The 26,665-nt window shown below is 58.6% G+C and carries 28 protein-coding genes; 22 read left to right on the top strand and 6 right to left on the bottom strand.

Going from position 1 to position 26,665, the window contains the following annotated elements:
• Positions 1 to 69 precede the first annotated feature (69 nt).
• Positions 70 to 1,179, bottom strand: coding sequence for an MFS transporter (locus AC07V0_RS21410; RefSeq protein ID WP_495019922.1), 1,110 nt, complete (start codon positions 1,177 to 1,179; stop codon positions 70 to 72).
• 136 nt (positions 1,180 to 1,315) lie between these two features.
• Positions 1,316 to 2,257 (bottom strand): LysR family transcriptional regulator, encoded by a 942-nt coding sequence (locus AC07V0_RS21405; RefSeq protein WP_018928345.1) that lies wholly within the window; start codon positions 2,255 to 2,257, stop codon positions 1,316 to 1,318.
• Positions 2,258 to 2,754: 497 nt separating this feature from the next.
• On the opposite strand from AC07V0_RS21405, the gene AC07V0_RS21400 reads away from it, so the two are divergent.
• Entirely contained in the window at positions 2,755 to 4,131 is a 1,377-nt protein-coding gene (locus tag AC07V0_RS21400; protein WP_026286600.1) for an MFS family transporter, read from the top strand.
• Positions 4,132 to 4,206: 75 nt separating this feature from the next.
• On the opposite strand, the gene AC07V0_RS21395 is transcribed toward AC07V0_RS21400, so the two are convergent.
• Both AC07V0_RS21395 and AC07V0_RS21390 read right to left on the bottom strand, forming a co-directional pair.
• The gene (locus tag AC07V0_RS21395; protein ID WP_026286601.1) at positions 4,207 to 5,022 is read right to left on the bottom strand and encodes an alpha/beta fold hydrolase; all 816 of its coding nucleotides are present in this window, start codon (positions 5,020 to 5,022) and stop codon (positions 4,207 to 4,209) included.
• Positions 5,023 to 5,182: 160 nt separating this feature from the next.
• Positions 5,183 to 6,076 carry a LysR family transcriptional regulator gene (locus AC07V0_RS21390; protein ID WP_018928348.1) on the bottom strand — a complete coding sequence of 298 codons (894 nt, stop codon included), beginning with the start codon at positions 6,074 to 6,076 and terminating at the stop codon, positions 5,183 to 5,185.
• A gap of 121 nt (positions 6,077 to 6,197) precedes the next feature.
• On the opposite strand from AC07V0_RS21390, the gene AC07V0_RS21385 reads away from it, so the two are divergent.
• The 6 genes from AC07V0_RS21385 (at position 6,198) to AC07V0_RS21360 (ending at position 11,656) form a co-directional block, all read left to right on the top strand.
• Positions 6,198 to 6,863, top strand: a complete 666-nt coding sequence (locus AC07V0_RS21385) for an RraA family protein (RefSeq protein WP_019581913.1) — start codon at positions 6,198 to 6,200, stop codon at positions 6,861 to 6,863.
• On the top strand, positions 6,863 to 7,525 hold the full coding sequence (locus AC07V0_RS21380; protein ID WP_018928350.1) for an RraA family protein: 663 nt from the start codon (positions 6,863 to 6,865) through the stop codon (positions 7,523 to 7,525). Before AC07V0_RS21385 ends, AC07V0_RS21380 begins: the two co-directional genes overlap by 1 nt.
• Positions 7,525 to 8,163 (top strand): RraA family protein, encoded by a 639-nt coding sequence (locus AC07V0_RS21375; protein WP_018928351.1) that lies wholly within the window; start codon positions 7,525 to 7,527, stop codon positions 8,161 to 8,163. Before AC07V0_RS21380 ends, AC07V0_RS21375 begins: the two co-directional genes overlap by 1 nt.
• Positions 8,160 to 9,374 (top strand): pyridoxal phosphate-dependent aminotransferase, encoded by a 1,215-nt coding sequence (locus tag AC07V0_RS21370; RefSeq protein WP_495019900.1) that lies wholly within the window; start codon positions 8,160 to 8,162, stop codon positions 9,372 to 9,374. The genes AC07V0_RS21375 and AC07V0_RS21370 overlap by 4 nt, the downstream gene beginning before the upstream one ends.
• A gap of 191 nt (positions 9,375 to 9,565) precedes the next feature.
• Complete coding sequence (locus AC07V0_RS21365) at positions 9,566 to 10,912, top strand: MFS transporter (protein WP_495019899.1); 1,347 nt, start codon at positions 9,566 to 9,568, stop codon at positions 10,910 to 10,912.
• An 81-nt stretch (positions 10,913 to 10,993) separates the two neighbouring features.
• Positions 10,994 to 11,656 carry an RraA family protein gene (locus tag AC07V0_RS21360; RefSeq protein ID WP_495019898.1) on the top strand — a complete coding sequence of 221 codons (663 nt, stop codon included), beginning with the start codon at positions 10,994 to 10,996 and terminating at the stop codon, positions 11,654 to 11,656.
• Between the two features lie 71 nt (positions 11,657 to 11,727).
• Here the strand turns inward: AC07V0_RS21360 and AC07V0_RS21355 are convergent, their stop codons facing one another.
• Positions 11,728 to 13,032: a dicarboxylate/amino acid:cation symporter gene (locus AC07V0_RS21355; protein WP_495019897.1), complete on the bottom strand. Its 1,305-nt coding sequence runs from the start codon at positions 13,030 to 13,032 to the stop codon at positions 11,728 to 11,730.
• A gap of 344 nt (positions 13,033 to 13,376) precedes the next feature.
• On the opposite strand from AC07V0_RS21355, the gene AC07V0_RS21350 reads away from it, so the two are divergent.
• The 11 genes from AC07V0_RS21350 (at position 13,377) to AC07V0_RS21300 (ending at position 22,860) form a co-directional block, all read left to right on the top strand.
• Positions 13,377 to 13,916, top strand: a complete 540-nt coding sequence (locus AC07V0_RS21350) for a thiamine pyrophosphate-binding protein (protein WP_018928360.1) — start codon at positions 13,377 to 13,379, stop codon at positions 13,914 to 13,916.
• Positions 13,904 to 14,500: a thiamine pyrophosphate-dependent enzyme gene (locus tag AC07V0_RS21345; protein ID WP_019581903.1), complete on the top strand. Its 597-nt coding sequence runs from the start codon at positions 13,904 to 13,906 to the stop codon at positions 14,498 to 14,500. Before AC07V0_RS21350 ends, AC07V0_RS21345 begins: the two co-directional genes overlap by 13 nt.
• Positions 14,501 to 14,566: 66 nt before the next feature.
• Positions 14,567 to 15,730, top strand: coding sequence for an acyl-CoA dehydrogenase family protein (locus AC07V0_RS21340; protein WP_495019896.1), 1,164 nt, complete (start codon positions 14,567 to 14,569; stop codon positions 15,728 to 15,730).
• A gap of 20 nt (positions 15,731 to 15,750) precedes the next feature.
• Positions 15,751 to 16,953: a CaiB/BaiF CoA transferase family protein gene (locus AC07V0_RS21335; protein WP_495019895.1), complete on the top strand. Its 1,203-nt coding sequence runs from the start codon at positions 15,751 to 15,753 to the stop codon at positions 16,951 to 16,953.
• 37 nt (positions 16,954 to 16,990) lie between these two features.
• The gene (locus tag AC07V0_RS21330; protein ID WP_495019894.1) at positions 16,991 to 17,740 is read left to right on the top strand and encodes an electron transfer flavoprotein subunit beta/FixA family protein; all 750 of its coding nucleotides are present in this window, start codon (positions 16,991 to 16,993) and stop codon (positions 17,738 to 17,740) included.
• On the top strand, positions 17,741 to 18,697 hold the full coding sequence (locus AC07V0_RS21325) for an electron transfer flavoprotein subunit alpha/FixB family protein (RefSeq protein ID WP_495019893.1): 957 nt from the start codon (positions 17,741 to 17,743) through the stop codon (positions 18,695 to 18,697). It begins immediately after the preceding gene.
• A 25-nt stretch (positions 18,698 to 18,722) separates the two neighbouring features.
• Positions 18,723 to 19,565, top strand: a complete 843-nt coding sequence (locus tag AC07V0_RS21320; RefSeq protein ID WP_495019892.1) for an HTD2 family dehydratase — start codon at positions 18,723 to 18,725, stop codon at positions 19,563 to 19,565.
• Positions 19,562 to 20,386, top strand: a complete 825-nt coding sequence (locus tag AC07V0_RS21315) for an HpcH/HpaI aldolase/citrate lyase family protein (protein ID WP_495019891.1) — start codon at positions 19,562 to 19,564, stop codon at positions 20,384 to 20,386. The genes AC07V0_RS21320 and AC07V0_RS21315 overlap by 4 nt, the downstream gene beginning before the upstream one ends.
• A 23-nt stretch (positions 20,387 to 20,409) precedes the next feature.
• Entirely contained in the window at positions 20,410 to 21,801 is a 1,392-nt protein-coding gene (locus tag AC07V0_RS21310; protein ID WP_495019890.1) for an aldehyde dehydrogenase family protein, read from the top strand.
• 99 nt (positions 21,802 to 21,900) lie between these two features.
• On the top strand, positions 21,901 to 22,107 hold the full coding sequence (locus AC07V0_RS21305) for a hypothetical protein (RefSeq protein WP_018930267.1): 207 nt from the start codon (positions 21,901 to 21,903) through the stop codon (positions 22,105 to 22,107).
• Positions 22,108 to 22,233: 126 nt separating this feature from the next.
• Positions 22,234 to 22,860, top strand: coding sequence for a LysE family translocator (locus tag AC07V0_RS21300; protein WP_026331974.1), 627 nt, complete (start codon positions 22,234 to 22,236; stop codon positions 22,858 to 22,860).
• A gap of 163 nt (positions 22,861 to 23,023) precedes the next feature.
• Here AC07V0_RS21300 and AC07V0_RS21295 read toward each other — a convergent pair whose 3' ends face one another.
• Positions 23,024 to 23,431, bottom strand: a complete 408-nt coding sequence (locus AC07V0_RS21295; protein WP_495019889.1) for a DUF3224 domain-containing protein — start codon at positions 23,429 to 23,431, stop codon at positions 23,024 to 23,026.
• Between the two features lie 508 nt (positions 23,432 to 23,939).
• On the opposite strand from AC07V0_RS21295, the gene AC07V0_RS21290 reads away from it, so the two are divergent.
• The 4 genes from AC07V0_RS21290 to AC07V0_RS21275 all read left to right on the top strand — a co-directional run bounded on the left by AC07V0_RS21290 (position 23,940) and on the right by AC07V0_RS21275 (position 26,495).
• Positions 23,940 to 24,302: a DUF6124 family protein gene (locus AC07V0_RS21290; protein WP_086945283.1), complete on the top strand. Its 363-nt coding sequence runs from the start codon at positions 23,940 to 23,942 to the stop codon at positions 24,300 to 24,302.
• A gap of 158 nt (positions 24,303 to 24,460) precedes the next feature.
• Complete coding sequence (locus AC07V0_RS21285; RefSeq protein ID WP_086945282.1) at positions 24,461 to 24,976, top strand: hypothetical protein; 516 nt, start codon at positions 24,461 to 24,463, stop codon at positions 24,974 to 24,976.
• Between the two features lie 377 nt (positions 24,977 to 25,353).
• Positions 25,354 to 26,154 carry a lysozyme family protein gene (locus AC07V0_RS21280; protein WP_495019888.1) on the top strand — a complete coding sequence of 267 codons (801 nt, stop codon included), beginning with the start codon at positions 25,354 to 25,356 and terminating at the stop codon, positions 26,152 to 26,154.
• Positions 26,151 to 26,495 carry a hypothetical protein gene (locus AC07V0_RS21275; RefSeq protein ID WP_495019887.1) on the top strand — a complete coding sequence of 115 codons (345 nt, stop codon included), beginning with the start codon at positions 26,151 to 26,153 and terminating at the stop codon, positions 26,493 to 26,495. Before AC07V0_RS21280 ends, AC07V0_RS21275 begins: the two co-directional genes overlap by 4 nt.
• Positions 26,496 to 26,665: the final 170 nt, after the last annotated feature.

Below are 26,665 nucleotides of genomic sequence, written 5' to 3'. Positions count from 1 at the left end.
GGAAGCCGACTACTTTCGAAAGCGGCCATTGTGAAGAGCTAAAAAATTGTCGTGAAGTGATTAGTTTTTTCACACCCACCGAATGAGCAAAAATACCAACAGCACATTCAATACGGCCAACGAACTCAAGCCCGCAAGCACTCCGCCAGCGCCCCAGGTCTGCAATAGGTAGCCGCCAGCGAGGGGAGTCAAGGCTTGTCCAATGAGCGAAGGCCGAGCCATGCGCCCCATCAGCAAAACATAATGGGTGGGCGACATAAGGGCCAGCGGCAGTAGTCCTCGAACGATCGCCCGCAAACCATTACCCGCGCCGTAGATCACCAGTCCCACTGCGGTCATTGCCGGCGCCATGGTCACCAGCAACAGACCAACTGCCACGAATACCACGCAGATCAATGTCGTCCAGATTGGATGTCTCTTTCGCGAAAACACTTGTAGAACACGTGAACCTACCTGACTTGGACCCAGCAAGGCGCTCAGTCCGATGGCGGCTGCGAGCGAATAGCCCTGCCCCTGCAACAATGAAATCAGCTGGACAGACATCGCCGTCATGATCACTGCACCCAACGCAAAAATCAGTGTGAGCAGCAGGTAGATCCGCCGGTCGATCGAGAGGCGTTCATCACTCACGGCACGGCTTTTTGCGAGTGGCCCCGCGCCCCGCGCCAGCACCCAGAGATAAAGCGGTGCTACGGCAATGACCAATAACACCCCGTATGCCAAGCACGTCGTGCGCCAGCCAACGTGCTCGATGACCAACGCAACCGCTGGCCATGACAGCGTTGTCGCAAACCCTGAAATAAGCGTGATCCCGGTAATCGCACTGCCCGCCCGCTCCCCGTACAGAGAACCTAAAGCGGCGAACAACGCTTCATACAGCCCCAGCGCCATACCGACGCCAATCACTGCCCAAGACAAAAGAAACATCGGCAACGAGGTCGAGCTCGCCATCAGAAACAACCCGATGGCGACGCCCAGGCCGCTACTGGCAAGGATGGGGCGGCCGCCGTAGCGGGCGATAAGCCGGCTGGTCAATGGCGCCAGCATTGCAGAAACCAGAATGCTCAGAGACAGCGCGCCATACACCCATTGGCTGGCCCAGCCGGTCTCTTTCATGATTGGCTCAGCCATGACGGCCATCAGGAAGAACGAACCTCCCCAGACCAGAACTTGCAGCATCCCCAATATAAAAATGCCGAATACGCCAGGCAGTCGCGTTTGATGGTTCAAGACAGTGTCATCAGTGGTGAGAAAAAAGCAGAAGTCGTGAGCAGCTGCGCAACAACGGGTAGGGGCTAACAGATTGGCCGATGGCTCAAAGCATGTGCCCGGCCCAGATTTTGCGATTGACCAGATCGGCTGCAATTTCGATAAAGGCATCCCCGACAAATTTCGCGGCCGGGCTGACGCGCCTGTCCGCGGGAAAGACCAGGACCAATTTACGCATGGGAGCGGGGTCGACCAACGGTGCCGCACTGAGCACGCCCGCTTCGATTTGCGCGTAAATCGAGGCCAACGGCAAAGCGGTCAAACCGAAGCCATTGCGGACCAGGTCGATCATCGCGCCGAAGGAATCGGCTTCAACGCTGGTCTTGAGCTTGATCCCGACTTCACGCGCACAATTATCCAAAATCACCCGAAGGCCATGTCGGGCGCTGGGCAATACCAACTGTTGCTCGGCCAGCGACGCGAACGACACCGGCGTATCAAGACGCAGGTTGGCGCTGGCAGGGCCGACCAGCAGCAGGTTTTCCATCATCACCGGCACGATACGCAGCGTGTGCAGGGGTTGCGGATCGTAGGAAATCGCCAGTTCCAACTCGCCACGCTGAACCCAATCCAGCAGGTAGCCGCTGAAGGCCGAGGAAAACCTGATGCCGAGATTCGGATGCGCCTCTTTGATCTTGCGAACCAGAGGGACGGTGACGATTTCCGCGACCGTCGGCGTTGTCCCGATGACCACCGTTCCACGGAAAGAGGTTTTTCCGCCCACCACCGAGCTTCGGATGGACTCCATCTCTTCCATGATTCGGGTGGCATGGGCCAGCACTTCGCGGCCGGCCTCGGTAATTTCCATGCCTCGCCCATGTCGGTCGAACAGGTAGGTGCCGAGTTCCTTTTCCAGTAACCGGATTTGCCGGCTCAGGGCCGGCTGCGCGATGTGAAGACGATCCGAGGCCTTGCTGAGACTGCCCAGCTCGGCCACATGAATCAGGGTCTTGAGTTGAACGACATCCATTACCAGGCCAGTCAGCATCGGGCTCGGCGCGATATGCGTCGAAAGTGCTGTGAGTGTAATCGCATTTGCGCACCTTGGAATGCCCCGCCAACCGTGTATCGCGAGGCCTCAAGACTGGCGAGTCGGCTGTATCCCCCAGCGCGCCGGGGCTGCACGCCAAGCTATAGAATTCAGGTATATCAGTTAGGCCTGCCTGACGGCTTATTAGCCTCCTGACTCTGCGGTAGCGTGCAATCAACGTCGGCGCCAAAGAGCGCTCGACTCACTACAAGAATAAGATTCGAGGGCTCGCGCCATGATGTTCAATGCTTCGTCTTACCTGACCTGTCCGATTTCCCCCGGCCACGTACAGCTCGCCATGCTCGTGCATCCTCCCTCCCCTTTCTCTTCAGTAAACCCGGCCACGAACGAGTTCACTCCGCTTCGTTAAACCCGACAACCCATCGAGCCAGTCACGTCGGACACGCATCAGCGTGCTCCTCGTATCGCCTCGCCTTGAAGAAAGGGTGAACAGCATGTCCGCATCAATCACAGACACCAAAGACCACGCTGCCGCAGCCGCTCCGATGAGAGCGCCGAACCGCGTCAAAGCCATCATGGGTGCCTGCTCGGGCAATCTGGTGGAGTGGTACGACTTTTTCATTTACGCCTACACTGCCATCTACTTTGCCGCTTCGTTTTTCCCCAAGGGGGACACCACCAGTCAGCTATTGGCGACCGCTGGGGTCTTCGCCGTCGGCTTTTTCATGCGCCCACTCGGTGGCTGGATATTCGGCTGGATTGCCGACACTCGTGGCCGCAAGGTGTCGATGATTATCTCGGTGTTCATGATGTGCGCCGGCTCGCTGCTGATCGCCGTCATGCCCACCTACGCAACCATAGGGGTCGCGGCACCGATCCTGCTGGTGGTGGCCAGGTTGATTCAGGGCCTGTCCGTCGGCGCGGAGTACGGCACCGGCGCCACCTACATCAGCGAAATTGCGACACCAGGTCGTCGCTGTTTCTATGGTTCCTTCCAGTACTTCACCATCATTGCCGGTCAGTTGCTGGCCTTGATGACCGTGGTCATTCTCCAGCAAACCCTGACCGGCGAAGAGTTGCGCGAATGGGGCTGGAGGATTCCGTTCTTCATCGGCGCCCTGAGCTCGATCGTGGTGGTGTATCTGCGGCGGGCCATGCATGAAACCGCAACCAAAAAAGACATGAACCGCAAAGATGCCGGCTCTCTGCGCGGCCTGTTCAAACACAAACGGGCGGTCGCTCTGGTGGTGGCGTTCACCATCGGTGGCTCGCTGTACTTCTACACTTTCACCACCTACATGCAGAAATTCCTGGTGATCTCCGCAGGCTTCAGCCCGGAAACGGTGAGCTTCATCATGACCGCCGCCCTGGTCGGCTTCATGCTCTGCCAGCCGCTCTTTGGTTTGCTCGCCGACCGCATCGGGATCAAGGCGCACATGCTGATGTTTTCCGGGTTGGCCATGTTGCTGGTGATTCCCCTGCTCTATTCATTGCAGTCGGTCAGCAGCCCGTTTATGGCGTTTCTGCTGGTGTTTGGCGGGCTGGCCATTGCCTCGCTCTACACCCCGATCGCCGGGATCGTCAAAGCCGAACTGTTCCCACCTGCCGTGCGCGCTCTGGGCGTGGGCTTTCCGTATGCCGTCGGCAATGCGGCATTCGGCGGCACTGCCGAGTACGTCGCCTTGTCGCTTCGTTCGCAGGGGATCGAGGAGTATTTCTTTTTCTATGTCGCCGCGGTGGTGACCATCACCTTCATCGCCGCGATGTTGATGCCGAATCTGTCTCGCTACGGGTACATCAGCGGTTCCGGTGAGATCGAAGAGCGCACCGGGCTCAAGGGTTACTCAAAACCGAGCGCTGCCGGGGTCTGACCAAGAAATTTGAGCGCCAAAAGTCCTGTGGGAGCGCGCGGTGCCGCGATCCCACAGGTTCTGCGCCCTGTTTTGTTATTGCGCAGTGCTCGCCTGGAAATCGGCGATCTGTTGCCACATCGCGATCGGATTGGAATACATCGGGAAATGCCCACACTCGGGAATGGGCGCCAGCCGCACACCTTCTGCCTGGATGTGTGGCAAGTAGGACAATGACGCGTTCCGTTCGCCGTACATGAACATCCGCGGGCACTTCAACCCGAGGAACTTGCTCATCAGGTCGGCGTTATCGGAGAGGTCGACCATCGACTGAAAAATCCCTCGCACCGCACCGGCACGCACCTTGTGCCGCAAGCTCGCGGAATAGAGTGCGCTGGCATACGCCGGGGCGTGCCGGGCACGTTCGATGAAGGCGGCGAAAAACGCCTCGGGATCGTCGCTCGGATAATCGACTATCTGCCGGCTGAGGAAGCAGTCTTCCGGGGCGATATTGCCCTCGATATCGACGAAGCTAAGCACCCGATCCGGGAACTGATGGGCCAGCATCAGCGCGGTCAGCCCGCCCATCGAGTGGCCGACCAGATGGAAGCGCTCGATACCGAAATGCGCCAGCACCTGCAGCGCCGTCTGCAACAAAAAGGGAATGGAAATCCTGGAAAGGTCACTGCACTGGCTTTCTCCGCAACCCGGTGCGTCGTAAGCGATGAAAGGGTGACCGGCAAACGCGGGCTGATGCACGATATCGGCGTAGTCCTCCTTGGTCGAACCAAACCCATGCAGGAACACAATCGGCGCCAGGTGGCCGTCGCGATGGATGGCGGCCACGTTCAGCTGGACACCCTCCACCGTCAGAGGGAGTTGCACGTGAGTGAACATTTCTGGTGAGGGCAAGATGTTGGACTCCTTGAGCGGAAAGGTTACGCCGAGCCTGGCTGCCAGCAGCCAGGCTCGCAATTTCAAGGGAATCGGGTGTTCTGTAAATTCCTGATTGAGGAAGGCTTTCATAGGCCAATCCTATCAATCGGTGTTCGCACACAGTCCTTGGGCCAACTCACACCTTGGCCCGGAACCGGGCAACGACGTCCTCCACCACCGGATTGGGCCGATCGGCATTCCAGGCCACTGCGGTGGTCACGACATTGAGCTTCTGGCTCAGCGCCCGAAACACAACGTTGTCCGGCGCCAGTTTTTTCAGTGACGCCGGCACCAGTGCGATGCCTTGGCCATAGCTGACAAAAGCAATTTGCGAAGCGACGGAACGCACTTCATGCAGCACCCGAGGGGAAAACCCGCTGGCCCGGCAGGTCGCGATCAGATTGTCGAAGTACACCGGGCTGACCTTGCGGGAAAACATCACCAACGGCTCATTGGACAGACTGGACAGACTGATGCGTGTGCGCGAAGCCAAGGGGTGATCACTGGGCAGCGCCACCACCAGGCGATCCTCCAACAGCGGCAGTGAATTGATCGAAGCGCCAAGATCACCGTCCAGCCGGGCGAAGGCCAAATCGATATCACCGGCCTCCAGTGCCGGGACGGCTTCGACGCTGTCGATTTCGCGCACGGACACGGTGAGGTGCGGGTAATCGTTCTTCAGCTGCTCGATCAGCCCCGGCAACACATCGAACATCGCCGTGGAAATCGCACCGATGGTCAACATCCCCGACTGCCCCGCCACCGCCTCCTCCACGGCGAGCTCCAGACGCTCCAGTTGGTCGGCGAACTTGCGCACCGCCGGCAGGATCGCGGCGCCAACAGGGGTCAGTTTCGCCCCGCGTCGCGAACGGTCGAACAGCTTGACCTTGAGCGCCTGCTCCAGCACCTGGATCTGCTCGCTCAGCGGTGGCTGGGACATGCCCAGCCGCTTGGCCGCGCGGCCGAAATTCTGTTCTTCGGCCACCGCGAGGAACAACCAGAGATGACGAATCAGACGAAAATTGATCATGATTTATCCATAGGTTTAGCGTATCCAACGCTTCTGTGATTCGTAATATACCTATCAAATGCTCTCGCAGACACTGGGCGCCTCCGTCACCACTGGGGCTTTTCCAATGATTAACAAGAGCATGATCCACAAGAGTTTGCTGGATCGCTTGGCGGCGCTGGATACCAATACGGTTTCCGATGCGCTCGACTTCCTCGGCCTGCCGGGTGCCACCGTTGGGCTGCGCCCGTTGTGGAACTGCCCAAGGATCGTCGGCCGCGCCAGCACGGTGCTGCTGGCGCCAAAATCCGACAGTGCGCCCACAGTGCACCTGATTACCCCGGTGGTTGAACAGATCGACAGCGACGATCGCGTGCTGGTGATCGCCGGTGGTATCGAAGGCATCTCCTGCTGGGGTGACATCCTCGCAAACGCAGCGGCCGGCAAGAAAGTGCGCGGCACGGTGATCGACGGTTTCAGTCGCGACATCGACGGTAGCGAAGCCATCGGTTACCCGGTTTACGGCCGTGGCGTGACCATGATCAGCGCGCGCAATCGGGTGGTGCAGATCGATGCTGGCGTGACGATCAACGTCGCCGGCGTCGATGTCAGCGAGAACGACTATGTCATCGCCGATACCTGCGGCACGGTGTTCGTGCCCTCAACCCATATCGAGAAAGTGGTCGACCTTGGCGAGCGTATTGCTCGCCGCCAGGACGGCATGGTCGAGGCAGTCCGCAGCGGTCGCTCGGTAGCCGAAGTGATGCATGACACCCAATTCGAAGCGATCCACGTGGAGCACGCCTGATGAACATCGAAGACAAAGAACTGGTCGCCTTGTTTGAAGGTCTGGACACTCCGGGTGTCTCCGATGCCCTGGACAAACTTGGCCTGCCCGGCCAATGCCTCGGTGTGGCGCCACTGGACAACTACAGCAAGGTCATCGTCGGTCCGGCGTTCACCGTGCAATACGTCTCGGCTAGCGTACCGCCTGGCACCGTGGGCGATTTCATCGAAGACGTGGCGCCCGGCGACGTGGTGGTCATCGACAACGGCGGCCGCACCGACTGCACCGTCTGGGGCGACATCATGACCCAGTACGCCGGCACCCGGCAGATCGCCGCCACGGTCATCGACGGCGTATGCCGTGACGTGAACAAGGCGCTGGGCGATGGCTATCCGATCTTCAGCAAGGGCCGCTTCATGCGTACCGGCAAAGACCGGGTGCAGGTGCAGTCGGTCAACCAGCCAGTGTCGATCGGCACCGCACGGGTCTGCTCCCGAGACATCGTGGTCGCCGACGCCAACGGCGTGGTGATCGTGCCTCGCGCGCGTGCGGCGGAAGTGGCGGCGTGTGCCCGTCAGATCGAATCGGTCGAAGCCGACATTCGTGCCCTGATCGCTCAGGGCAAAACCCTTAAGGAAGCCCGGGCCGCCCTGGGCTACCACAGCCTGCAGAGGAAAGCCTGATGAGCACGCTCCCCTTCCCCGCGGATTTTCACCAACGGGCAAAAGTACTGGGCAGTTCGACGCTGTATGAAGCGTCCCATCTGCCCTGCGCGGTCGACAGTGTGATCCGCCCGATCTGGGACGGCGCCTTCATCGCCGCCCCCGCCTACCCGCTGGAATGTTCGCCGGGCGACAACCTGGCCCTGCACCTGGCGATGGAACGAGTGCCCCGTGGCAGCGTACTGGTCGTGGGCACGGGCGGTTTCATCGCCGGTTACTGGGGCGAAGTGCTCACCGTGGCGGCCGAAGCGGCTGGCGTGGTAGGTCTGGTGATCGATGGCGGCGTACGCGATATCGCGGCCCTGAAGAAACGCCAGTTCCCGGTATTTGCCCGTGGCATCTCGGTCAAAGGCACGGTCAAGGCCAGCGCCCCGTCGGTGGGGCAACCGTTCAATTTCAACGGTGCCTTGGTGGCTCAGGGTGATCTGGTGGTGGCCGACGATGACGGCGTCATCATCATCCCCAAGGCGGATGCGGCGCGTACCCTGGCCGAAGGCGAGGTGCGCGCGAACAAGGAAACGCAGATGATGCAGGCGCTGACCGAAGGCCGCTCGACCCTGGAATTGATGAACCTGACCGAGTGGAGAACCCGCGCATGAGCCTTGATATCCAACGACTGAACCAGCGCCTGGCCAGCGCGCAACCTTCCGCGACCTACCGGATCATGGACCGGGTGGCGGAACGCCGGGCACAAGGCGCGAAGATCATTTCGCTGTGCGCCGGCGAGCCCGACTTCGATACCCCCAGGCATGTGCGCGAAGCGGCCATTAATGCCATTGAACACGGCCATACCCGCTACACCCAGGTCGCCGGGGTCCGTTCACTGCGAGAAGCAGTGGCCGCCAAATTCCGCCGCGAGAATGGCCTGGACGTCACCTGGCAAGACACCCTCGTCTGCAACGGTGGCAAACAGGTGATCTACAACGCCCTGGCTGCAACACTCAACGAGGGCGACCAGGTTATCGTGCCGGCGCCGTACTGGGTCAGCTACCCGGAGATGGTGCAACTGTGCGGCGGTGAAGCGCGGATCGTCACCTGCGACGCCGACACCGGTTTCAAGCTGACGCCCCCGGCACTGGCCGCCGCGATCACCCCGCAAACCCGCTGGTTGATCCTCAACTCACCGTCCAATCCCACCGGCGCGGTGTACAGCGAGGCTGAGCTTCGCGCACTGGCGGCGGTGTTGCTGGATCACCCCCATGTACTGATCCTGGCCGACGACATCTATGAGCACCTGATCTTCGACGATCAAGCGTTCCATACCCTGGCCCATGCGGAGCCACGACTGGCTCCGCGAACCCTGACCATGAACGGTGTCTCCAAGGCCTACGCCATGACCGGCTGGCGCATCGGTTTTGCCACCGGGCCGCGCTGGTTGCTGGAGGCCATGGAAAAACTGCAAGGCCAGCAAACCTCTGGCGCCAGTTCCATCTCGCAACAGGCGGCACTCGCAGCACTGGAGGGGCCTAAGGATTTCATCCACGAAAGCCGTGTCGTGTTCCAGCGCCGCCGAGACTTGATGGTGACGCTGCTGAACGACATTCCAGGACTCGAATGCGCGGCTCCAGCAGGTGCGTTCTATGCATTCGCCTCCTGCGCCGGACTGATTGGCCGAACGTCCCCAGGCGGGCGAGTTCTGCACACCGACGAAGATGTGGCCCACGCGCTGCTCGACGAAGCAGATGTGGCCGTGGTGCATGGCAGCGCTTTTGGCCTTGGCCCTTACATTCGCATTGCCTATGCACTGGATGACGCTTCATTGCGCAAGGCCTGCGAGGCGATACGCGCATTCTGCGCTGCTCTGCGTTAACTCGAATATGGACCAAGCAAAACCCGGCCACGGCCGGGTTTTCTTTATGCGGCACATTCGATAGAGCACGCATTTGGCTGCAGCCTCTCATCGATAAAAGTGATCTGTTGAGCGGAATATTTGTCGCTTTTTTTGCAGATTCACACTCATTACTTTGGCCGGACAACACCGACAAAAACAAGGTCCACCCCATGTCTATGCCTGAAGTCATAAAACCTGTTGTGCGCAGCAATTACCGCTGGGTGGTTGCGGCCCTGATTTTTCTGATTTACACCATCGCTGCCGCCGACCGGGCCAACCTGGGTGTCGCGCTGCCGTTTATTCGTAAAGAGTTTGAAATGAGCAATGCCGAGGCCGGTGGCTTGATGAGCCTGTTTCTGCTGGCCTATGCCCTGGCACAAATCCCTTCCGGGTTTGCTTTCGGCCGTTACGGCGTCAGCAGGATCCTGCCTGGCGCCATGGTGCTGACCTCATTGCTGACCGGTCTGGTGGGTACTGCCAGCTCACTGTTGGCATTGAAACTGTATCGCCTGGGACTTGGCGTCGCTGAAGGCCCACTGCCGATCAGCATGACCACGACCATCAACAACTGGTTTCCAGCGCGGGAAAAAGGCACCGCCTCAGGGATATTTCTGTCCGCCGTCAAGTTCGGGCCAGTGATCGTGCCACCGCTCTGTGCAGTGATCATTTCGGTATGGGGCTGGCGAGAGATCTTCTACTTTTTCGCCCTGCCCGGCATCGTACTGGCGGTGATCTGGTACTTCATGGTCACCGATCACCCTTCCCGGAGCCGGTTCGTCAACGCAGCCGAGCTCAACCACATCATCGAGGAAACCGGCAGCACAGAAGCGACTCAGCAAACCCGCCCACGGAAGATTCCAGCCTGGGTGGGCAAACTCGATCGAGTCATACGTGCACGCCATGAAACGCCCCTGGAGACCAACCGGCAGGTGTTCAAGTCCTGGAACATCTGGGGCTGCGCCACCAGTTATTGCTTCCAACTGGGCGTATCGAGCGTACTGCTGGCCTGGATTCCGACCTACCTGATGACGGTCAAACAGTTCTCGATCATGAACATGGGGCTGGTGTCGGCTGCGCCATGGGTGGGCGCCGTGCTCGGCAACCTGCTGGGTGGTTTCTGCTCGGACCGGCTAATGGGCGGGCGGCGTAAACCCGGCATGCTGCTGTCTGCGCTCGGCACGTCGCTGATGATGTATCTGCTGATCAATTCGCCCGCCGAACCCCTGCCCTATGGCTTGTTGCTGATGCTGACCGGCGTTGTGCTGAGCCTGGGCTTCTCCTCCTACATGGTTTACCCAATGGGCCTGACCACCAAAAAGACGTTCCCCATTTCCAACGCCATCGTGAACATGATCGGTCAGTTGGGCGCGGCGGCCACCCCCTTCATTACCGGGCTGCTGCTGGACAACTATGGCTGGAACTATGTGTTCGCCTGGCTGGCGGTCGGCTCATTTATCAGCTTCATCCTCTTGCTGACCATTTCCGAGCCTCGGGCGAGATTGAACGCCCCGGTTTGAAATGCATTGCGAACAAAGCCGAGCCGCTCATGTGAGCGGCTTCTGTTTGAACGATTCTGTCATCACTGCGAGGCGTTACACATGTCCCCCCAAGACAAAGAATTGGTTGCCCTGTTTGAAGGCCTGGATACGCCGGGTGTGTCCGATGCCCTGGATAAGCTGGGCCTGCCTGGCCAGTGCCTGGGCATCATGCCACTGGATAACTATCGGCAAGTGGTGGTCGGGCCAGCCTTCACCGTGCGCTACGTCAGCGCCAGTTGCCCGCCGGGAACGGTCGGAGATTTCATCGACGATGTGGCCGAAGGCGACGTGGTGGTGATCGACAACAACGGGCGCACCGATTGCACCGTCTGGGGCGACATCATGACCCAATATGCAGGGAGCCAACGGATTGCAGCGACCGTTATCGACGGTGTCTGCCGAGATGTCAGCAAGGCACTCGGTGATGGCTATCCACTGTTCAGCAAAGGCCGGTTCATGCGTACCGGGAAAGATCGGGTCGAAGTAGCGTCGGTCAATCAGCCGGTGTCCATCGGCCAGGCCCGCGTGTGCGCCAGAGACATTGTGATCGCCGACGCCAACGGCGTGCTCATCGTGCCTCGGGAACGTGCCAGTGAAGTGGCCGCCTGCGCCCGCTCGATCGAAGCGGTGGAAGCCCATATCCGCGCCCTGATCGCTGAAGGAAAATCCCTCAGGGAGGCCAGGTCAGAGTTGGGTTACCACACCCTGCAACGCAAGTCCTGATCATGACAAAGGGCGAGCACCCACCTCTGTGAATGCTCACCCTTTGATCTTGAAGATGCACCGATAACAGGTCAGACCGTCAGCGGTTTTTCTCCTGTATCACCCTGAACATCCAGCGCAGTTGCATGACGCTCGGCCTCGTCCTCACTCACCAACTCGCCCTCCCATTTGGCCACCACCGCTGTTGCGATGGAATTGCCCACCGCGTTGGTCGCCGAGCGGCCCATGTCCAGAAAGGTATCGATCCCTAGAATGAGCAGCAGACCGGCTTCGGGGATATCGAACTGAGTCAGGGTCGCTGCAATGACCACCAGCGAAGCACGCGGCACGCCGGCCATGCCTTTGGAGGTCAGCATCAGCGTCAACAGCATGGTGATCTGCGTACCGATAGACATCTCGATGCCATACGCCTGAGCGATGAACAGCACGGCAAAGGTGCAGTACATCATCGAGCCATCCAGATTGAAGGAATAGCCCATGGGCATGACGAAACTGGAGATTCTGCGTTTGACTCCAAAACGATCCAGCGCGTGAAGAATCTTCGGGTAAGCCGACTCGGAACTGGCAGTGGCAAAAGACAGAAGGAAAGCCTCTCTGATCAACACCACCAGTTTGAACACACGCCGTCCGAGGAACATCCAGCCGGCAAACACCAACATGACCCAGAGCACGATCAGCCCGAAATAGAAGTCACGCATGAACACGGCGAACTTGACCAGAATGGACAGGCCGTTGATGGCAACGGTCGCTGCCATGGCCGCCATCACCGCCAGTGGTGCAAGCTTCATCACATAACCGGTGACCTTCAACATTGCGTGGGACAGGTCTTCGATGACATTCACCAGGCCGGCGGCTTTCTTGCCCAAGGAGGCCAACGCGACGCCGAAAAATATCGAGAACACCACGATTTGAAGAATTTCGTTGGTGGCCATGGCCTCCGCGAAGGATTTTGGCACCAGATGGGTCATGAAATCCTTGAGGGTGAATACCGACGTTTGCAAGTTGGTTGTACTGGTCACGTCTGGCAGCGGCAATCCCAGGTTGTGCCCGGGCTGCAACATGTTCGCCATGACCAACCCCACCGACAGCGAGATCAATGAGGCTGTCACGAACCAGCCCAGTGCCTTGCCGAATACCCGGCCGATAGCGCTTGCATCCCCCATATGAGCGATGCCCACCACCAGGGTCGAGAACACCAGAGGAGCGATGAGCATTTTGATCAGGCGTAGAAAAATGTCAGAGATGACCGAGATATAACCGGCGATCCTGGTTGCCATCGCTTTGTCCGGGAAGTTCAGGAAAATCATGTAACCGATAAGAACCCCCAATAGCATGGCGATCAGAATGCCTGCCGCAGCCGGTAGCCTGTTTTTCATTAGGTGTAACCCCTTCTTATTGTTGTTGCGTCGGTTACGCGCTGTAACCCCGTAGCCGGAAAACTACCCTAGCCCCACCTCCTCAATAAGAGCGGATCACGCTCTAGCTGATATGCCCGAATGCTATGGCCCGGCGCCCAGGCTCGGCACCTTTGCGCAAGGCTGCTGCTCGGTTTTGCTCTTCCCATAATGTGTGGTTATCGCCGTTCCCTGCTGCGCCACGCACTCACCTCCAAGCTATACAGAACAGGCATATCTCAAAGACAAAAACGGTAGTCGTCGGCAGCAATCAGCACTCCCAGAATGTGTGAAAACACAAAAGCAGCACTGCTTGGGAGACTGGCATGTCAACAGAAGCTGAACAAACCGTGGGACAGGATTGGCAGGAGGACGTGTTCCGCGTGCTCAAGGCCCACGACGTCAAACATGTGGTCTTCGTACCGGATGCAGGCCACTCGGCGGCCATCCGCATGTCGTATGCCGACCCGGACATCAAGGCCGTCGTCCTCACCACCGAAGAAGAAGGCATCGGCTACCTCGCTGGCGCCTGGCTGGGCGGTGAGCGCGGCGCACTCTTGATGCAATCCAGCGGTGTCGGCAACTGCATCAACACCCTGGCACTGCAGGTCTGTGCCGGTTTCCCGCTGTTGATGGTGGTGACCATGCGCGGTGACTGGGCCGAGTTCAACGCGTGGCAGAACCCGATGGGCCAGGCCACCGAAGCCTCCCTGAACCTGATGAAAGTCATGACCTGGCGCGCCGACGTTCCCGAAGACGTCGCCCCGCTGCTGCACGGTGCCGCGACCATGGCCTTCAACGGTGATTCGTCCACTGCCCTGCTGCTCGGCCAGCGCCTGATTGGAGAAAAGAAATGGGTCAAGTAAGCGCCAACCACACCCTGTGCCGCCGCGAAGTGGTCAAGGCCTTGCTGGCCGACCGCAAAGACGTGCTGGTCGTGACCGGCCTGGGCTCGGCGTCCTATGACGTCATGGCCGCCGGCGACCACGATCTGAATTACTACCTCTGGGCCGCCATGGGCAGTGCCATCACCGTCGGCCTGGGCCTGGCGAACGCCCAGCCGGACAAGTCAGTGGTGGTGGTCACCGGTGACGGCGAGTTGCTCATGGGCTTCGGCGCACTGGCCACCGTCGCGCTGCAAAAACCCGCCAACCTGACCATCGCTGTGCTGGATAACGGTCACTTTGGCGAAACCGGCATGCAAGTCAGCCACGCGGGTTTTGGTATTTCCCTGGACCAGGTGGCGAAGACCTGCGGCTTCAGCTGGACCGACGAAATCCGTGACATGCAAGGCGTGCATGACCTGCGCGAGCGCTTCGCCACCCGCGACGGCGTCAAGCTCGCAACGATCAAGATCAAAGCGGAAAACCCGCCACGGGTGCTGCCACCGCGTGATGGTCACTACATCAAAAATCGCTTTCGTGCTGCGCTGGGTTTCAACCCGATCTGATTGCGCCCTACCCGGACCGCGTCACGCAGGGCTGATGCCGTGCGTGACGCGTTGAGGAGAATAATAATGACTGATCGCAACGCTGAAGAACTCAATGCCATCCGCGAGGGCGTACGCGCTCTTTGCGCAGAATTCGATGCCGCTTACTGGCGCAAAATCGACGAAGAAAAAGGCTTTCCAGAAACCTTCGTCAAGGCCCTGACCGACGCGGGCTGGCTGGCGGCGATGATCCCGGTTGAATACGGCGGCTCCGGCCTGGGGCTGGCCGAGGCCTCGGTGATCCTCGAAGAAGTGAACCGCTGCGGCGGCAATTCCGGGACCGTGCACGGGCAGATGTACAACATGTTCACCCTGCTGCGTCACGGCAGCGAGGCGCAGAAAAGTTACTACCTGCCGAAGCTGGCCAACGGTGAATTGCGCCTGCAATCGATGGGCGTGACCGAGCCCACCACCGGCACCGACACCACCAAAATCAAGACCACCGCCGTACGCAAAGGCGACAAGTACGTGATCAACGGGCAGAAGGTGTGGATCTCGCGGATCCAGCATTCCGACTTGATGATCCTGCTGGCGCGCACCACGCCCTTGGCCGACGTGAAGAAAAAATCCGAAGGCATGTCGATCTTCCTCGTCGACCTGCGCGAGGCCATCGGCAACGGCATGACCGTGCAGCCCATCGCGAACATGGTCAACCACGAAACCAACGAGTTGTTCTTCGACAACCTGGAAATCCCCGCTGACAGCCTGATTGGCGAAGAAGGCAAAGGCTTCCGGTACATCCTCGACGGCTTGAATGCCGAACGCACCCTGATTGCCGCCGAGTGCATCGGTGACGGTCGCTGGTTTATCGAAAAGGCCAGCGCCTATGCCCGCGACCGCGTGGTGTTCGGGCGCCCGATCGGGCAGAACCAGGGCGTGCAATTCCCGATCGCCGAAGCCCACATCGAAATCGAAGCGGCCGACCTGATGCGCTGGCGTGCCTGCGAGGAATACGACAGCGTGATCAACGCCGGGGCCAGCGCCAACATGGCCAAGTACCTGGCAGCGAAAGCCTCCTGGGAGGCGGCCAATGCTTGCCTGCAAACCCACGGCGGTTTCGGTTTCGCCTGCGAATACGACGTCGAGCGCAAGTTCCGCGAAACCCGTCTGTATCAGGTAGCGCCCATCTCCACCAACCTGATCCTGTCGTACGTTGCCGAACACCTGCTCGAACTGCCGCGCTCTTTCTAATAACAAGAGAGATAAACATCATGAGCCAGCCCAAAGGCCTCCGCCCGCTCGATGGCATTACCGTCGTCAGCCTTGAGCATGCCATTGCAGCGCCCTTCTGCACCCGCCAACTGGCCGACCTCGGCGCCCGGGTGATCAAGGTCGAACGTCCAGGCACAGGTGATTTCGCCCGGGGCTACGACCAACGCGTCAACGGCTTGGCTTCGCACTTCGTCTGGACCAACCGCTCGAAAGAAAGCCTGACCCTCGACCTGAAACAGGACTCGGCCACCGAGGTGCTGGACAGTTTGCTGGCCACTGCCGACGTGCTCGTACAGAACCTCGCGCCCGGTGCCGCTGCGCGGATGGGATTGTCATTTGAGGTGTTGCACCAGCGCTTTCCGCGCCTGATTGTCTGTGACATTTCAGGCTATGGCGTCGGTGGTCCCTACGAGAAGAAAAAAGCCTACGACCTGTTGATCCAGAGTGAAGGCGGCTTTCTGTCGGTCACCGGCAGCCCGGGCGAGGACGAAATGGCCAAGGCCGGTTGCTCCATCGCCGACATTGCGGCCGGCATGTACGCGTACACCGGGATTCTGTCCGCGCTGCTGTTGCGCGAACGGACCGGCGAAGGCAGCCACCTCGATGTGTCGATGCTCGAAAGCTTGGTCGAGTGGATGAACTACCCGATGTACTACGCCTACGACGGGGCGCCTCCGCCCCCTCGCGCCGGTGCAGCGCACGCCACCATTTACCCCTATGGCCCCTTCCCCATCGGTGACGGCACCACCGTGATGCTGGGTTTGCAGAACGAACGTGAATGGCAGCTGTTTTGCGAGAAGGTGCTGCTTGCACCCGAACTGGCGAAAGATGCTCGTTTCTCGGCCAACTTCAAACGAGTCGAGAACCGCAACGCGCTGCGGGAACTGATCATCGAATCGTTCTCCACGCTCAACTTCGATGCGGTGATCGATCGCCTCGACCATGCGCAGATCGCCAACGCCCGGGTGAATGACATGCAAGGTGTCTGGGACCACCCGCAACTTCAGGCCCGTGACCGTTGGCGAGCCGTCGAAACCTCCGCCGGCCCCGTTCCAAGCCTGATCCCGCCCGGCAGCAACAATGCATTCGAGCCACGCATGGATGCCGTACCAGGTCTTGGCCAACACACCGAACAGCTGCTCAGGGAACTGGGGCTGGGCGCGGAGCGCATTGAAGAAATGCGCGCCGCCGGGGCCATCTGACTGCAACGATCAAAGATTTTCGAGAGAACACTGCCCAATGAAGATCCTCGTAGCTGTGAAACGCGTGGTCGATTACAACGTGAAAGTTCGTGTGAAAGCGGACCATTCCGGCGTCGACCTCGCTAACGTGAAGATGTCGATGAACCCGTTCTGCGAAATCGCCGTAGAAGAAGCTGTACGCCTGAAAGAGAGCGGTATTGCGACTGAAATCGTCGTTGTTTCCATCGGCCCGTCCACCGCTCAAGAGCAACTGCGCACCGCGCTGGCCCTGGGTGCCGACCGCGCCATCCTCGTCGAATCCGCTGAAGACATGACCTCCCTGGCCGTGGCCAAGCTGCTCAAGGCGGTGGTCGACAAGGAACAGCCTCAGCTGGTGATCCTCGGCAAACAAGCCATCGACAGCGACAACAACCAGACTGGCCAGATGCTCGCGGCATTGAGCGGCTACGGTCAGGGCACGTTCGCATCCAAAGTCGAAGTCAGCGGCGACAGCGTTGCCGTGACCCGCGAAATCGACGGCGGCGCGCAGACCGTTTCCCTGAAGCTGCCGGCCATCGTCACCACCGACCTGCGTTTGAACGAGCCGCGCTACGCGTCCCTGCCAAACATCATGAAAGCCAAGAAGAAGCCTCTCGAGACGCTGACTCCGGACGCTTTGGGCGTTTCCACCGCCTCCACCAACACAACCTTGAAAGTCGAAGCGCCAGCTGCACGCAGCGCGGGTATCAAGGTCAAGTCGGTGGCTGAGCTGGTGGAGAGATTGAAGAACGAAGCGAGGGTGATCTGAATGACGATTCTGGTAATTGCTGACTATTCAAATGACCAGCAGGACAACAAAGTGCTGGCCCCGGCCACGCTGAACACCGTGGCTGCCGCCGCGAAAATCGGTGGCGACATCCACGTTCTGGTGGTCGGCGCACTTGTTGGTGCAGTGGCTGAAGCCGCGGCGAAAATTGCCGGTGTGGCGAAAGTGTTGGTGGTCGACAACGCCGCCTACGCGCATCAACTGCCGGAAAACGTTGCCCCGTTAGTGGCAGGTCTGGTGATCGAGCAGCGCACGATTTACAGCCATGTGCTGGCCTCGGCCACCTCCAACGGCAAAAACATCCTGCCACGCGTAGCCGCTCAGTTGGACGTTGATCAGATCTCCGAGATCATCTCGGTCGAAAGCGCCAACACCTTCAAGCGCCCGATCTACGCCGGTAACGCCATCGCCACCGTGCAGTCCGACGCGGCGGTCAAAGTGATCACCGTGCGGGCTACCGGTTTCGACCCGGTGGCTGCTGAAGGTGGTTCAGCGGTCGTCGAAGCGGTCGCCACCGTTTACGACGAGGGGAAATCCAGCTTCGTCAGTGAAGAACTGGCCAAGTCCGATCGTCCGGAACTGACCGCTGCCAGGATCGTCGTTTCCGGCGGTCGCGGCATGCAGAACGGCGACAACTTCAAACACCTGTACGCCCTGGCCGACAAGCTGGGCGCTGCCGTCGGTGCTTCACGCGCTGCGGTTGACGCAGGTTTCGTACCCAACGACATGCAAGTCGGTCAGACCGGCAAGATCGTTGCGCCGCAGCTGTACATCGCCGTCGGTATCTCCGGCGCGATCCAGCACCTGGCCGGCATGAAAGACTCCAAAGTGATCGTGGCGATCAACAAGGACGAAGAAGCGCCGATCTTCCAGGTGGCCGATTACGGCCTGGTGGCGGATTTGTTCGAAGCGATTCCAGAAATGGCCGCCCTGGCCTGATCACCGACCGACAGGAGCGACATGTATGAGCAATATCGATTTTTCAGCGTGGATCGGACGTCATCAGGAAAGCCAGGACCGGATCAGCTTCAACCTGGTCAAACGCATTGCCGCCACCTTGAGCGAAGTGGCGCCACTGCCTGGCGAAGCGCTGCCGCCGCTGTGGCACTGGGCGTTTTTTCAGGAGCCGGTTGCCGCCAGCGAACTGGGCCCGGACGGCCATCCAGCGCTCGGCGGCTTCCTGCCGCCAGCCCACAACCGCAATCGCATGTGGGCCGGTAGCCGAATCGAGTTCTACCAGCCCTTGAAGGTAGAGGCGGATGTGACCTGCGTATCGACCATTCTCAACGTCGAAGAGAAGCACGGTCGCACCGGGTCGTTGCTGTTCGTCACGGTACGCCATGAGTATTTCCAGGACGACCAACGCGCCCTGCAAGATGAGCAGGACATCGTCTACCGGGAACCGACACCGCCCAAACTGAGCGGCACCGAAGCGCTCCCTGAAGGCCAATGGCGAGACCCGGTCGAACCTTCCCCGACCCTGCTGTTCCGCTATTCCGCGGTCACCTTCAATGGCCACCGGATTCACTATGACTGGCCCTACGTCACAGAGACCGAAGGCTATCCGGGGTTGGTAGTGCATGGTCCATTGATCGCCACCCTCAACTTGCGTGCCTTCACCAGAGCGCACCCGACCGCGCGCTTGAAGCGCTTCGCGTTCCGGGGTGTCAGGCCGCTGATTTCACCGCAACCCTTCGAAGTGGGCGGGCGTCTGATCGACAGCGGCAAGGCGCAGGTTTGGGCGGGCAATCAGGACGGCACCGCACAAATCGGTGAAGTCGAGTTCAGCGAGGGAGAAACCCCATGAATCCATCGATCGTTCGCACCGCCCTGTTTGTCCCGGCCACGCGTCCAGAGCGCATCCCCAAAGCCATCGCCACCGGCGCGGACCGGGTGATTGTCGACCTGGAAGATGCCGTACAGGAAAACCTCAAGGAACAGGCCAGGGATAATCTGCAGCGCTTCTTGAGTGACCACCCGGACGCCCGGATTCTGGCTCGCGTAAATGCCCCGGATCACTGGGCACACGCTGCAGACCTGGATCTTTGCCGACGCCATGCCGGTGTGACCGCCATTCTGCTGCCCAAGGCTGAAACCTGTGCGCAAGTGCACACCGCAGGCAGCACCGGCAAACCGGTCTGGCCGATCATCGAAAGCGCCAAAGGCTTGGCTGCACTTGGCTCGATTGCCAACGCCCCGGGTGTTGAGAGGCTGTCGTTCGGCAGTCTCGATCTGGGCCTGGACCTGAACCTGACCACCGGCAGCCGCGCCGCCGATGAAGTGCTCAGCCACGCCCGTTATGCCGTGTTGCTCTGGACCCGGGTTGCCGGGCTAGCGCCTGCGCTGGATGGTGTTTTCCCCTCGATCGAGGACACCACCGGCCTGCACGACGCCGTTGAATTTGCCCGCGACATGGGCTTCGGCGGCGCACTGTGCATCCATCCGAGCCAAGTGGCGATCATCCATCAGGCATTACAACCCACCGCTGAAGAATTGCACTGGGCGCGACGCATCATCGATGCCGCCAGCTCCGGGGAAGGCGTGTTCGTGATGGATGGGCAAATGGTCGATGCACCGGTCATTGGTCGTGCCCAAGCCATTCTGGCGCGCGCGAACCAGCCATTTTGATTCTCACCCTGCAGGACGGTGTCATGACCCCAATTTCCAGTCTCACCCATGCCATTTCGATCAACCCCGCCACTGGCGAGCAGATCGGCCACTACCCTTTCGAATCCCCATCGACCCTGGACGCCGCATTGTCGCGCGCCGCTGCCGGGTTCCGCGTCTGGCGCAGCAAACCCGTTGATCAACGCTCGCAGCTGTTGATCGCCCTGGCTCAGGTATTGCGCGACAACGCCGCCACGATGGCGAACATGATCACCCAGGAAATAGGCAAGCCCATCACTCAGGCACGCGGTGAAATCGAAAAGTGCGCGCAGCTTTGCCAGTGGTACGCCGAACACGGCCCTGCCATGCTGAGTGCCGAACCGACAATGGTCGAGGGCGGCAAGGCACGCATTGAATACCGCCCGCTCGGGCCGATTCTCGCCGTGATGCCATGGAATTTCCCGATCTGGCAGGTCCTGCGCGGCGCCGTTCCAGCACTGATCGCCGGTAATACCTACGTCCTCAAACATGCCCCCAACGTGATGGGCTGCGCCTGGCTGTTGCGGGATGCCTTCAAGCACGCTGACTTTCCCGAAGGTGTTTTCGAGGTCATCAACGTCACGCCGGACGCCGTCTCCACAGCCATCGCCGACCCACGCATCGCCGCGGTGACGCTCACCGGCAGCGTACGGGCCGGCATTGCCATCGGCGCACAGGCCGGTGCAGCCTTGAAAAAGTGCGTGCTGGAACTGGGCGGCTCCGATCCGTTCATTGTGCTCAACGATGCCGACCTCGACGAGGCGGTCAAGGCCGCCGTCATTGGCCGCTATCAGAACACCGGCCAAGTCTGCGCAGCCGCCAAGCGCCTGATCGTCGAGCAAGGCATTGCCCAGGCATTCACCCACAAGTTCGTCGAAGCCACCCGCCAACTGATCGTCGGCGATCCACTGGCCCCAGACACCTACATCGGCCCCATGGCCCGCTTCGACCTGCGTGATGAACTGGATCGTCAGGTTCGCAACACCCTGGAAGAAGGCGCGACATTGCTGATGGGCGGCAAGAAAGCTGAAGGCCCCGGCAACTTTTACGAGCCCACCGTCTTCGCTGACGTCACCGACCGGATGACCTCATTCAAACAGGAACTGTTCGGCCCGGTAGCCTCGATCATCACCGCACGCGACGCCGCCCATGCACTGGAATTGGCCAACAACAGCGAATTCGGGCTCGCCTCAACCATCTACACAGGTAATGCTCAGCTGGCGGAGCAGATGGCGGGTGAACTGGAGACCGGCGGGGTGTTTATCAACGGCTATTGCGCGACGGACCCACGTGTCACGTTTGGTGGTGTGAAGAAAAGCGGTTTTGGCCGGGAGCTGTCGCATTTTGGGGTGCGGGAGTTTTGCAATGCGCAGACGGTTTGGTTGGATCGGCGCTGATTGCATCAATAGTAAAACTGAGACAAATAAAAAGGGTCGCGAGGTAAAATCTCGCGACCCTTTTTAATTAATTCGCGTCCTCCCTGCCGAAGGGTACTCATGTTGAAGAAACAACCGGAAAGCAAAGCGGCGACAGCTGCTGAAATTGAGCGCTCCATCCAGGCCCTGAACAAAATGGCAGAACGCCTTTGGGGGGATGGCCGGGAAGCTGAGGCGAAGGCCCTCCTTGATGCCTTGGATGCACTAAACCGGGCGCTTGATCGGATCAGGATTGGAGAAAGTCGAAGGATTTCGACTCTGCATTAAGACGCACGAGTCAATCGGCGGTTGAGGTTATTCTCAAACGCAGTGGCTTTGACTTTGCAGTCTGGCACAGGCACATTCTGGTGCTACGTGAGGATGGATGCCTCGGTGAGGCTTAAGGAGAATGCCGTGTTTCCGATCAATATCTGGCTTGCCTATACTGCCGCGTGCTTGCTATTGGTGCTCGCCCCAGGCCCGGACAATCTGCTGGCCGTAGGCCGAGGACTCAGCCAGGGCAAGATCGCCGCTATCGTGTCGGGGATGGCATCCGGGGCGGGAATTCTCTTTCATGTGGCAACCGCTTCGCTAGGACTGACTTTGCTGATGCAGACGTCCGCCGTTGCCTTCTGGGTCGTCAAGCTTATCGGTGCCGGTTATTTGCTTTGGCTTGGCATAAAAGTCCTACGCTCCCGTAGCCTGATCAGCTTCCAGCCAGCGACTCGGCAATCACTGCCGAGCATTTTCCTCACGGGATTACTCTCGGCAGCACTCAATCCGAAGCCTGGGTTTTTCGTCCTTGCGTTCATCCCGCAGTTCGTCGACCCACAACGCGGCTCAGTGAGCGTGCAGATGCTGGTGTACGGCATATGGTTCGCCGCCCTTACGGCAGTGGGATTCGCACTTATGGGCGTATTTGCCACTGTACTGTCCCGTTTTTTGCGTCAGAGCCCACGGCTGGTAAATGGCCTGAACGTAGGGGCAGGACTCACCTTCGTCGCTTCGGGAGTATCGATAGCGGCGCTCAGCCAAAAATAGGATCAATGTCTTGGCGCTGCGAGGCTGGAATTCCAGCCTCGCTGGGTTTCTGTGATTATGACGCTGACGACTTTAAGGCTGATCTTTCGTAAGCAATGGGATGGACACCCCCCACCCATAATCGCATCGCTGTGCCAGAGTGGATGCGTCCAGCCAATACACTTTAGCTGTCAGGTTCAAACGAATATTCAAATGACACTTGTGCCGGCTCACCATGACCAGCAACGTAGTTACCATTACCGCTAAGATTGATTAGATCCCCCGTGCCTGCCCCCTTCACGACACTCCAAGTGCTGTGTGCCTTTCCCTCCGAAAATGATCCCGAATGCCGAACAACAAATGTTCCGCTCTTACCTGCGACCACACCACAAATCCGCTCAAAACCAACAAAGCTAGCTGTGCCGTCGACGCTATAAGACATGAGGTATTCGACGCTACTTGTTCCCTCGATGGCGCCAGCATAGGACTGCGTGACTTTGGCGTGTGAGAGTTTCGGAGTGCCCTCAAGCTCTTGAGACGGCTTCTCGTCCCAGCCAGTTATCTGAAACGTGCAGCTATCAGTCATTTTCATGGGGATTTAGCTCTTTCGTCATAGTAGGGGAATGTGCTGGTCTGATGTGCCGGGAACACCGTTCTGCCTAATTATACCCGTTGCACCTATACGGCAGCAGTTGCTGAATATCACCAGCCTGGTGCGTAGGCAGGACGTAGCTCTGTATATCCGCTCGCCTTACCCTGGATGTTTAGCTGCGTGTTTAAGTACACCCGGTGTTACTTCATCGAGGCTACAACGCCTTGCGTCGTTGCCTACGACTGCGCCAGAATCCGCCGGCTTGTGCGCTTTGGGCTCGGGTTTTATCGTTTCCCGGTCACTGAAAAACAGTGATCGGGTTTGGTAGCCCGTTCGTATCACGGCGCACGGCATCACCTATTATGGTGGCCATGCGCGGGGCTCTTTCGAGGGCGCCGGGTTCCTGATGCGACCGGTCTACCAACCCGCGTATGGCCATCACCCTAATTCGTTTGGTAGCGAATGTGATGGCTCCCATTTAAATAAACTCGCATCAGGAGTTTCATCCATGTTCAAACCTACACCCAATCCGCCTGCCACAGACCCGACATCCCCCTACGAATCCCTCGATTCAAAAAAGCTCCACGAAGCCGCCGAACGCGCCCTCGACCACTACCTCAACCCGACCGCCCAGATCATGGCCACGGCCAACGAACCCGAGCCCATGTACCTCGCCAACCCGAAGTACAACACCGAATCCCTGCTGGCCAACGCCAGCGAAACACTCGGCTCGGCTACCGTCATGCTCAACAATTTCGCGGCGCTGCTGGAAACCTCACATCGCAAGACCCTGCTGGGCATTGCGCAAGTGGTCATGCTCGGTGAACTGGCGGTGAACCAGGCACTGGATCACGTCGAATTGAAGGAGTAATCGTCGTGCCCTGTGGCGAGGGTGCATACCATCGCCACGGGGAATATTCTCAAAATCAGTGTCACCCGATCCGTATACAGACACTCTGCACCCGTAGAGTTGCATGTCGGGGCGGACCTACCTATGCAAGCAGAGGACTAGCGATGTATTTTTGACCAATGACCCTACATCGCAGCCTCATTTACGCATCGACACTCCTATGCACCGCTTGCGCAAAAACAGCCGGCATCCCGCCAACCGACCTGACACTGTCGTCTTTTGGGCTTGGGCCAAATAATCTTTACACAATCATCTTCACGTCAAACATCGATTTACTGAACGCCTTCAACACATACGAAAACGCCAACCAGTTAACGCCGATGTTGACCTGCTCTCTGGACAATGACTTGGACTTCTCGGTGGATCACTCCATCAACGTGAAAGCAGAGGGACGAGTGACCTCAGAGAGAAAAAACAAAACCAACCATACCTTTCTAGCAGATCTTGTTTTTTATCATACCAATCGTGATGGAACCCAACTTGATCTAAATAGCTATGACGTAATCAAGCTGCTAATTGCAGCCCAAACAGAAATTCCTTGCAAGGTCCGCATAACGGCGTATGGCTATAAAGCCTATTACACCAACACCTTACTCATCCCATCTGCACTCATGATGGATCAGATGAGTCAATAAGCTCGCCCACCGTTACGCCGTGTGAGCATCGACATCTGACGGTGCCAAACCCATCATCGAGTGTCCGCCTACGGACAGAAGCAACTCAATTAACAAGCTGGGGCGGGACAAATACCGAATTGGTATCACATTCGAAAAATTCATCCAGAACCAGCCGTTCTGTGAGGGTAAAACACCCATGCTTGCAGGGGCGCCAAAAAGCTATACGGACCAGTCATTGGGGACGGCGCCCACTGCAATCGAAGCCATACCGTGACTAACTATGGCACTATGGCTCACGTAATCAGCTGTCAACTTAAACATTGTAAATATTGTTGTACGCAGTTTCTGCCTGGGGCATCCTTCGCGACGCAAATTTACATGGACGGTAAAATTGGATGCGCTCTTCACCTATGGACGTGCCTGCCCCCTGCGCCTGCACGCTCGATACCTCGCATCATCCCAGCGGCCTGAAAACCTCATTACGTCTTTATGGGTTAGTTCGCATCCTCGGGTTCAGCGACATACCTGCGAGCACACCGGTTGAAATTCTTTGCACGATGTCCGGCGAAGGCAAGGCGATCCAGGCCTTCATTTCCAGACTGGACGCTGAGTTGGTCGTCAGGTCTATGCCCGGCACGGGCTATCACGTCGTACCGCTGGCGCAATTCGACCCCACTGGATTTATCCAGCAACACCAGGGCTGGCTGACCGTCCACATCACCTGTGGTTTTTCCTCGCAGCACGGCACGTTACGACTCGCCAATGGTGACTTGCCAAGCTTGGGCTGGTTTATCCATGTCCAGACAGGCCCCTGGAGCCCGGGGCGCTTCATCCACTGGGGCGAAGAAGTCGCCGAGATACTGATCGACGCCTTCCGCAGCGTTGGCATGCCCAATTACAACGCCTGGCTCAACCAGCTTGATGGCTATTCCATTCAGGCCATGGACAACTGCGTCGAAATCGCCTGGCAGACGTTGTTGGCCTGCGAAATTCTTCGCAGAGTGCGTGCAATTGATTCACTCGTAAATGGCGACATTAAAGATGCAGTACGAAAAGCATCTAGACAATGGGAATCTTTACCGATGGGCCCCGGCCAAGCTAATCGCCCGGTGGGTGGACATCCGTCCGGTCAACCGTATATGCCGTATGACGATGTCGTAACCACTTACAAGAAATTTGGCGGTACTACAAAATGAAACACCACTCCTTTGCTTGCATTTTGCTTTGTTGCTTTAGCCTTCTTGCGAACGCAACAGATGTGCCCATTAAAAAAGGAATGTCATTTTTAAGTGCACGAAATGCATTGATTAAACATGGCTGGAAACCAAATTTAACGAATGAAATGGAGCCTGGCGGAGCTATGAAAATACTTAGAAATATGGGTATCAGTGAAGTCGAAAGATGCACTGAGGGAGTTCAATATTGCGAGTTCAATTACAAAAAAAACAAAACTTGTCTAGTCGTCAGCACTACTGGTGAAGAAGTAAAAGACATGATAATTCATGGTTGGGGTTTCAAGTGTCCCGAGACAGATTAGGGGCATCAATATCAGTCCGCCATTTTCGCTCCTTGCTAAGGGTGGATTCTGTGTATTCAGAGTTTTTGGCGAGCTACAAATCGGCTGAAGGGATTGTCAAATAAAGGCTTCGATCCTCGCGCTCGTCGTACTTTATTGCATTGGCACCAGCGCAACGTTTGCGGATGGCT

Source organism: Pseudomonas sp. GW821-FHT01E10, from assembly GCF_059422365.1.
This window is presented reverse-complemented; position numbering and strand designations above follow the sequence as displayed.

Excerpts from the sequence above, each read along its gene's own strand:
- AC07V0_RS21410 (WP_495019922.1), bottom strand. The coding sequence starts at position 1,179 with ATGCTGCAAGTTCTGGTCTGGGGAGGTTCGTTCTTCCTGATGGCCGTC.
- AC07V0_RS21405 (WP_018928345.1), bottom strand. The coding sequence starts at position 2,257 with ATGCTGACTGGCCTGGTAATGGATGTCGTTCAACTCAAGACCCTGATT.
- AC07V0_RS21400 (WP_026286600.1), top strand. The coding sequence starts at position 2,755 with ATGTCCGCATCAATCACAGACACCAAAGACCACGCTGCCGCAGCCGCT.
- AC07V0_RS21390 (WP_018928348.1), bottom strand. The coding sequence starts at position 6,076 with ATGATCAATTTTCGTCTGATTCGTCATCTCTGGTTGTTCCTCGCGGTG.
- AC07V0_RS21385 (WP_019581913.1), top strand. The coding sequence starts at position 6,198 with ATGATCCACAAGAGTTTGCTGGATCGCTTGGCGGCGCTGGATACCAAT.
- AC07V0_RS21380 (WP_018928350.1), top strand. The coding sequence starts at position 6,863 with ATGAACATCGAAGACAAAGAACTGGTCGCCTTGTTTGAAGGTCTGGAC.
- AC07V0_RS21375 (WP_018928351.1), top strand. The coding sequence starts at position 7,525 with ATGAGCACGCTCCCCTTCCCCGCGGATTTTCACCAACGGGCAAAAGTA.
- AC07V0_RS21370 (WP_495019900.1), top strand. The coding sequence starts at position 8,160 with ATGAGCCTTGATATCCAACGACTGAACCAGCGCCTGGCCAGCGCGCAA.
- AC07V0_RS21365 (WP_495019899.1), top strand. The coding sequence starts at position 9,566 with ATGTCTATGCCTGAAGTCATAAAACCTGTTGTGCGCAGCAATTACCGC.
- AC07V0_RS21360 (WP_495019898.1), top strand. The coding sequence starts at position 10,994 with ATGTCCCCCCAAGACAAAGAATTGGTTGCCCTGTTTGAAGGCCTGGAT.
- AC07V0_RS21355 (WP_495019897.1), bottom strand. The coding sequence starts at position 13,032 with ATGAAAAACAGGCTACCGGCTGCGGCAGGCATTCTGATCGCCATGCTA.
- AC07V0_RS21350 (WP_018928360.1), top strand. The coding sequence starts at position 13,377 with ATGTCAACAGAAGCTGAACAAACCGTGGGACAGGATTGGCAGGAGGAC.
- AC07V0_RS21345 (WP_019581903.1), top strand. The coding sequence starts at position 13,904 with ATGGGTCAAGTAAGCGCCAACCACACCCTGTGCCGCCGCGAAGTGGTC.
- AC07V0_RS21340 (WP_495019896.1), top strand. The coding sequence starts at position 14,567 with ATGACTGATCGCAACGCTGAAGAACTCAATGCCATCCGCGAGGGCGTA.
- AC07V0_RS21335 (WP_495019895.1), top strand. The coding sequence starts at position 15,751 with ATGAGCCAGCCCAAAGGCCTCCGCCCGCTCGATGGCATTACCGTCGTC.
- AC07V0_RS21330 (WP_495019894.1), top strand. The coding sequence starts at position 16,991 with ATGAAGATCCTCGTAGCTGTGAAACGCGTGGTCGATTACAACGTGAAA.
- AC07V0_RS21325 (WP_495019893.1), top strand. The coding sequence starts at position 17,741 with ATGACGATTCTGGTAATTGCTGACTATTCAAATGACCAGCAGGACAAC.
- AC07V0_RS21320 (WP_495019892.1), top strand. The coding sequence starts at position 18,723 with ATGAGCAATATCGATTTTTCAGCGTGGATCGGACGTCATCAGGAAAGC.
- AC07V0_RS21315 (WP_495019891.1), top strand. The coding sequence starts at position 19,562 with ATGAATCCATCGATCGTTCGCACCGCCCTGTTTGTCCCGGCCACGCGT.
- AC07V0_RS21310 (WP_495019890.1), top strand. The coding sequence starts at position 20,410 with ATGACCCCAATTTCCAGTCTCACCCATGCCATTTCGATCAACCCCGCC.
- AC07V0_RS21305 (WP_018930267.1), top strand. The coding sequence starts at position 21,901 with ATGTTGAAGAAACAACCGGAAAGCAAAGCGGCGACAGCTGCTGAAATT.
- AC07V0_RS21295 (WP_495019889.1), bottom strand. The coding sequence starts at position 23,431 with ATGAAAATGACTGATAGCTGCACGTTTCAGATAACTGGCTGGGACGAG.
- AC07V0_RS21290 (WP_086945283.1), top strand. The coding sequence starts at position 23,940 with ATGTTCAAACCTACACCCAATCCGCCTGCCACAGACCCGACATCCCCC.
- AC07V0_RS21285 (WP_086945282.1), top strand. The coding sequence starts at position 24,461 with ATGACCCTACATCGCAGCCTCATTTACGCATCGACACTCCTATGCACC.
- AC07V0_RS21280 (WP_495019888.1), top strand. The coding sequence starts at position 25,354 with ATGCGCTCTTCACCTATGGACGTGCCTGCCCCCTGCGCCTGCACGCTC.
- AC07V0_RS21275 (WP_495019887.1), top strand. The coding sequence starts at position 26,151 with ATGAAACACCACTCCTTTGCTTGCATTTTGCTTTGTTGCTTTAGCCTT.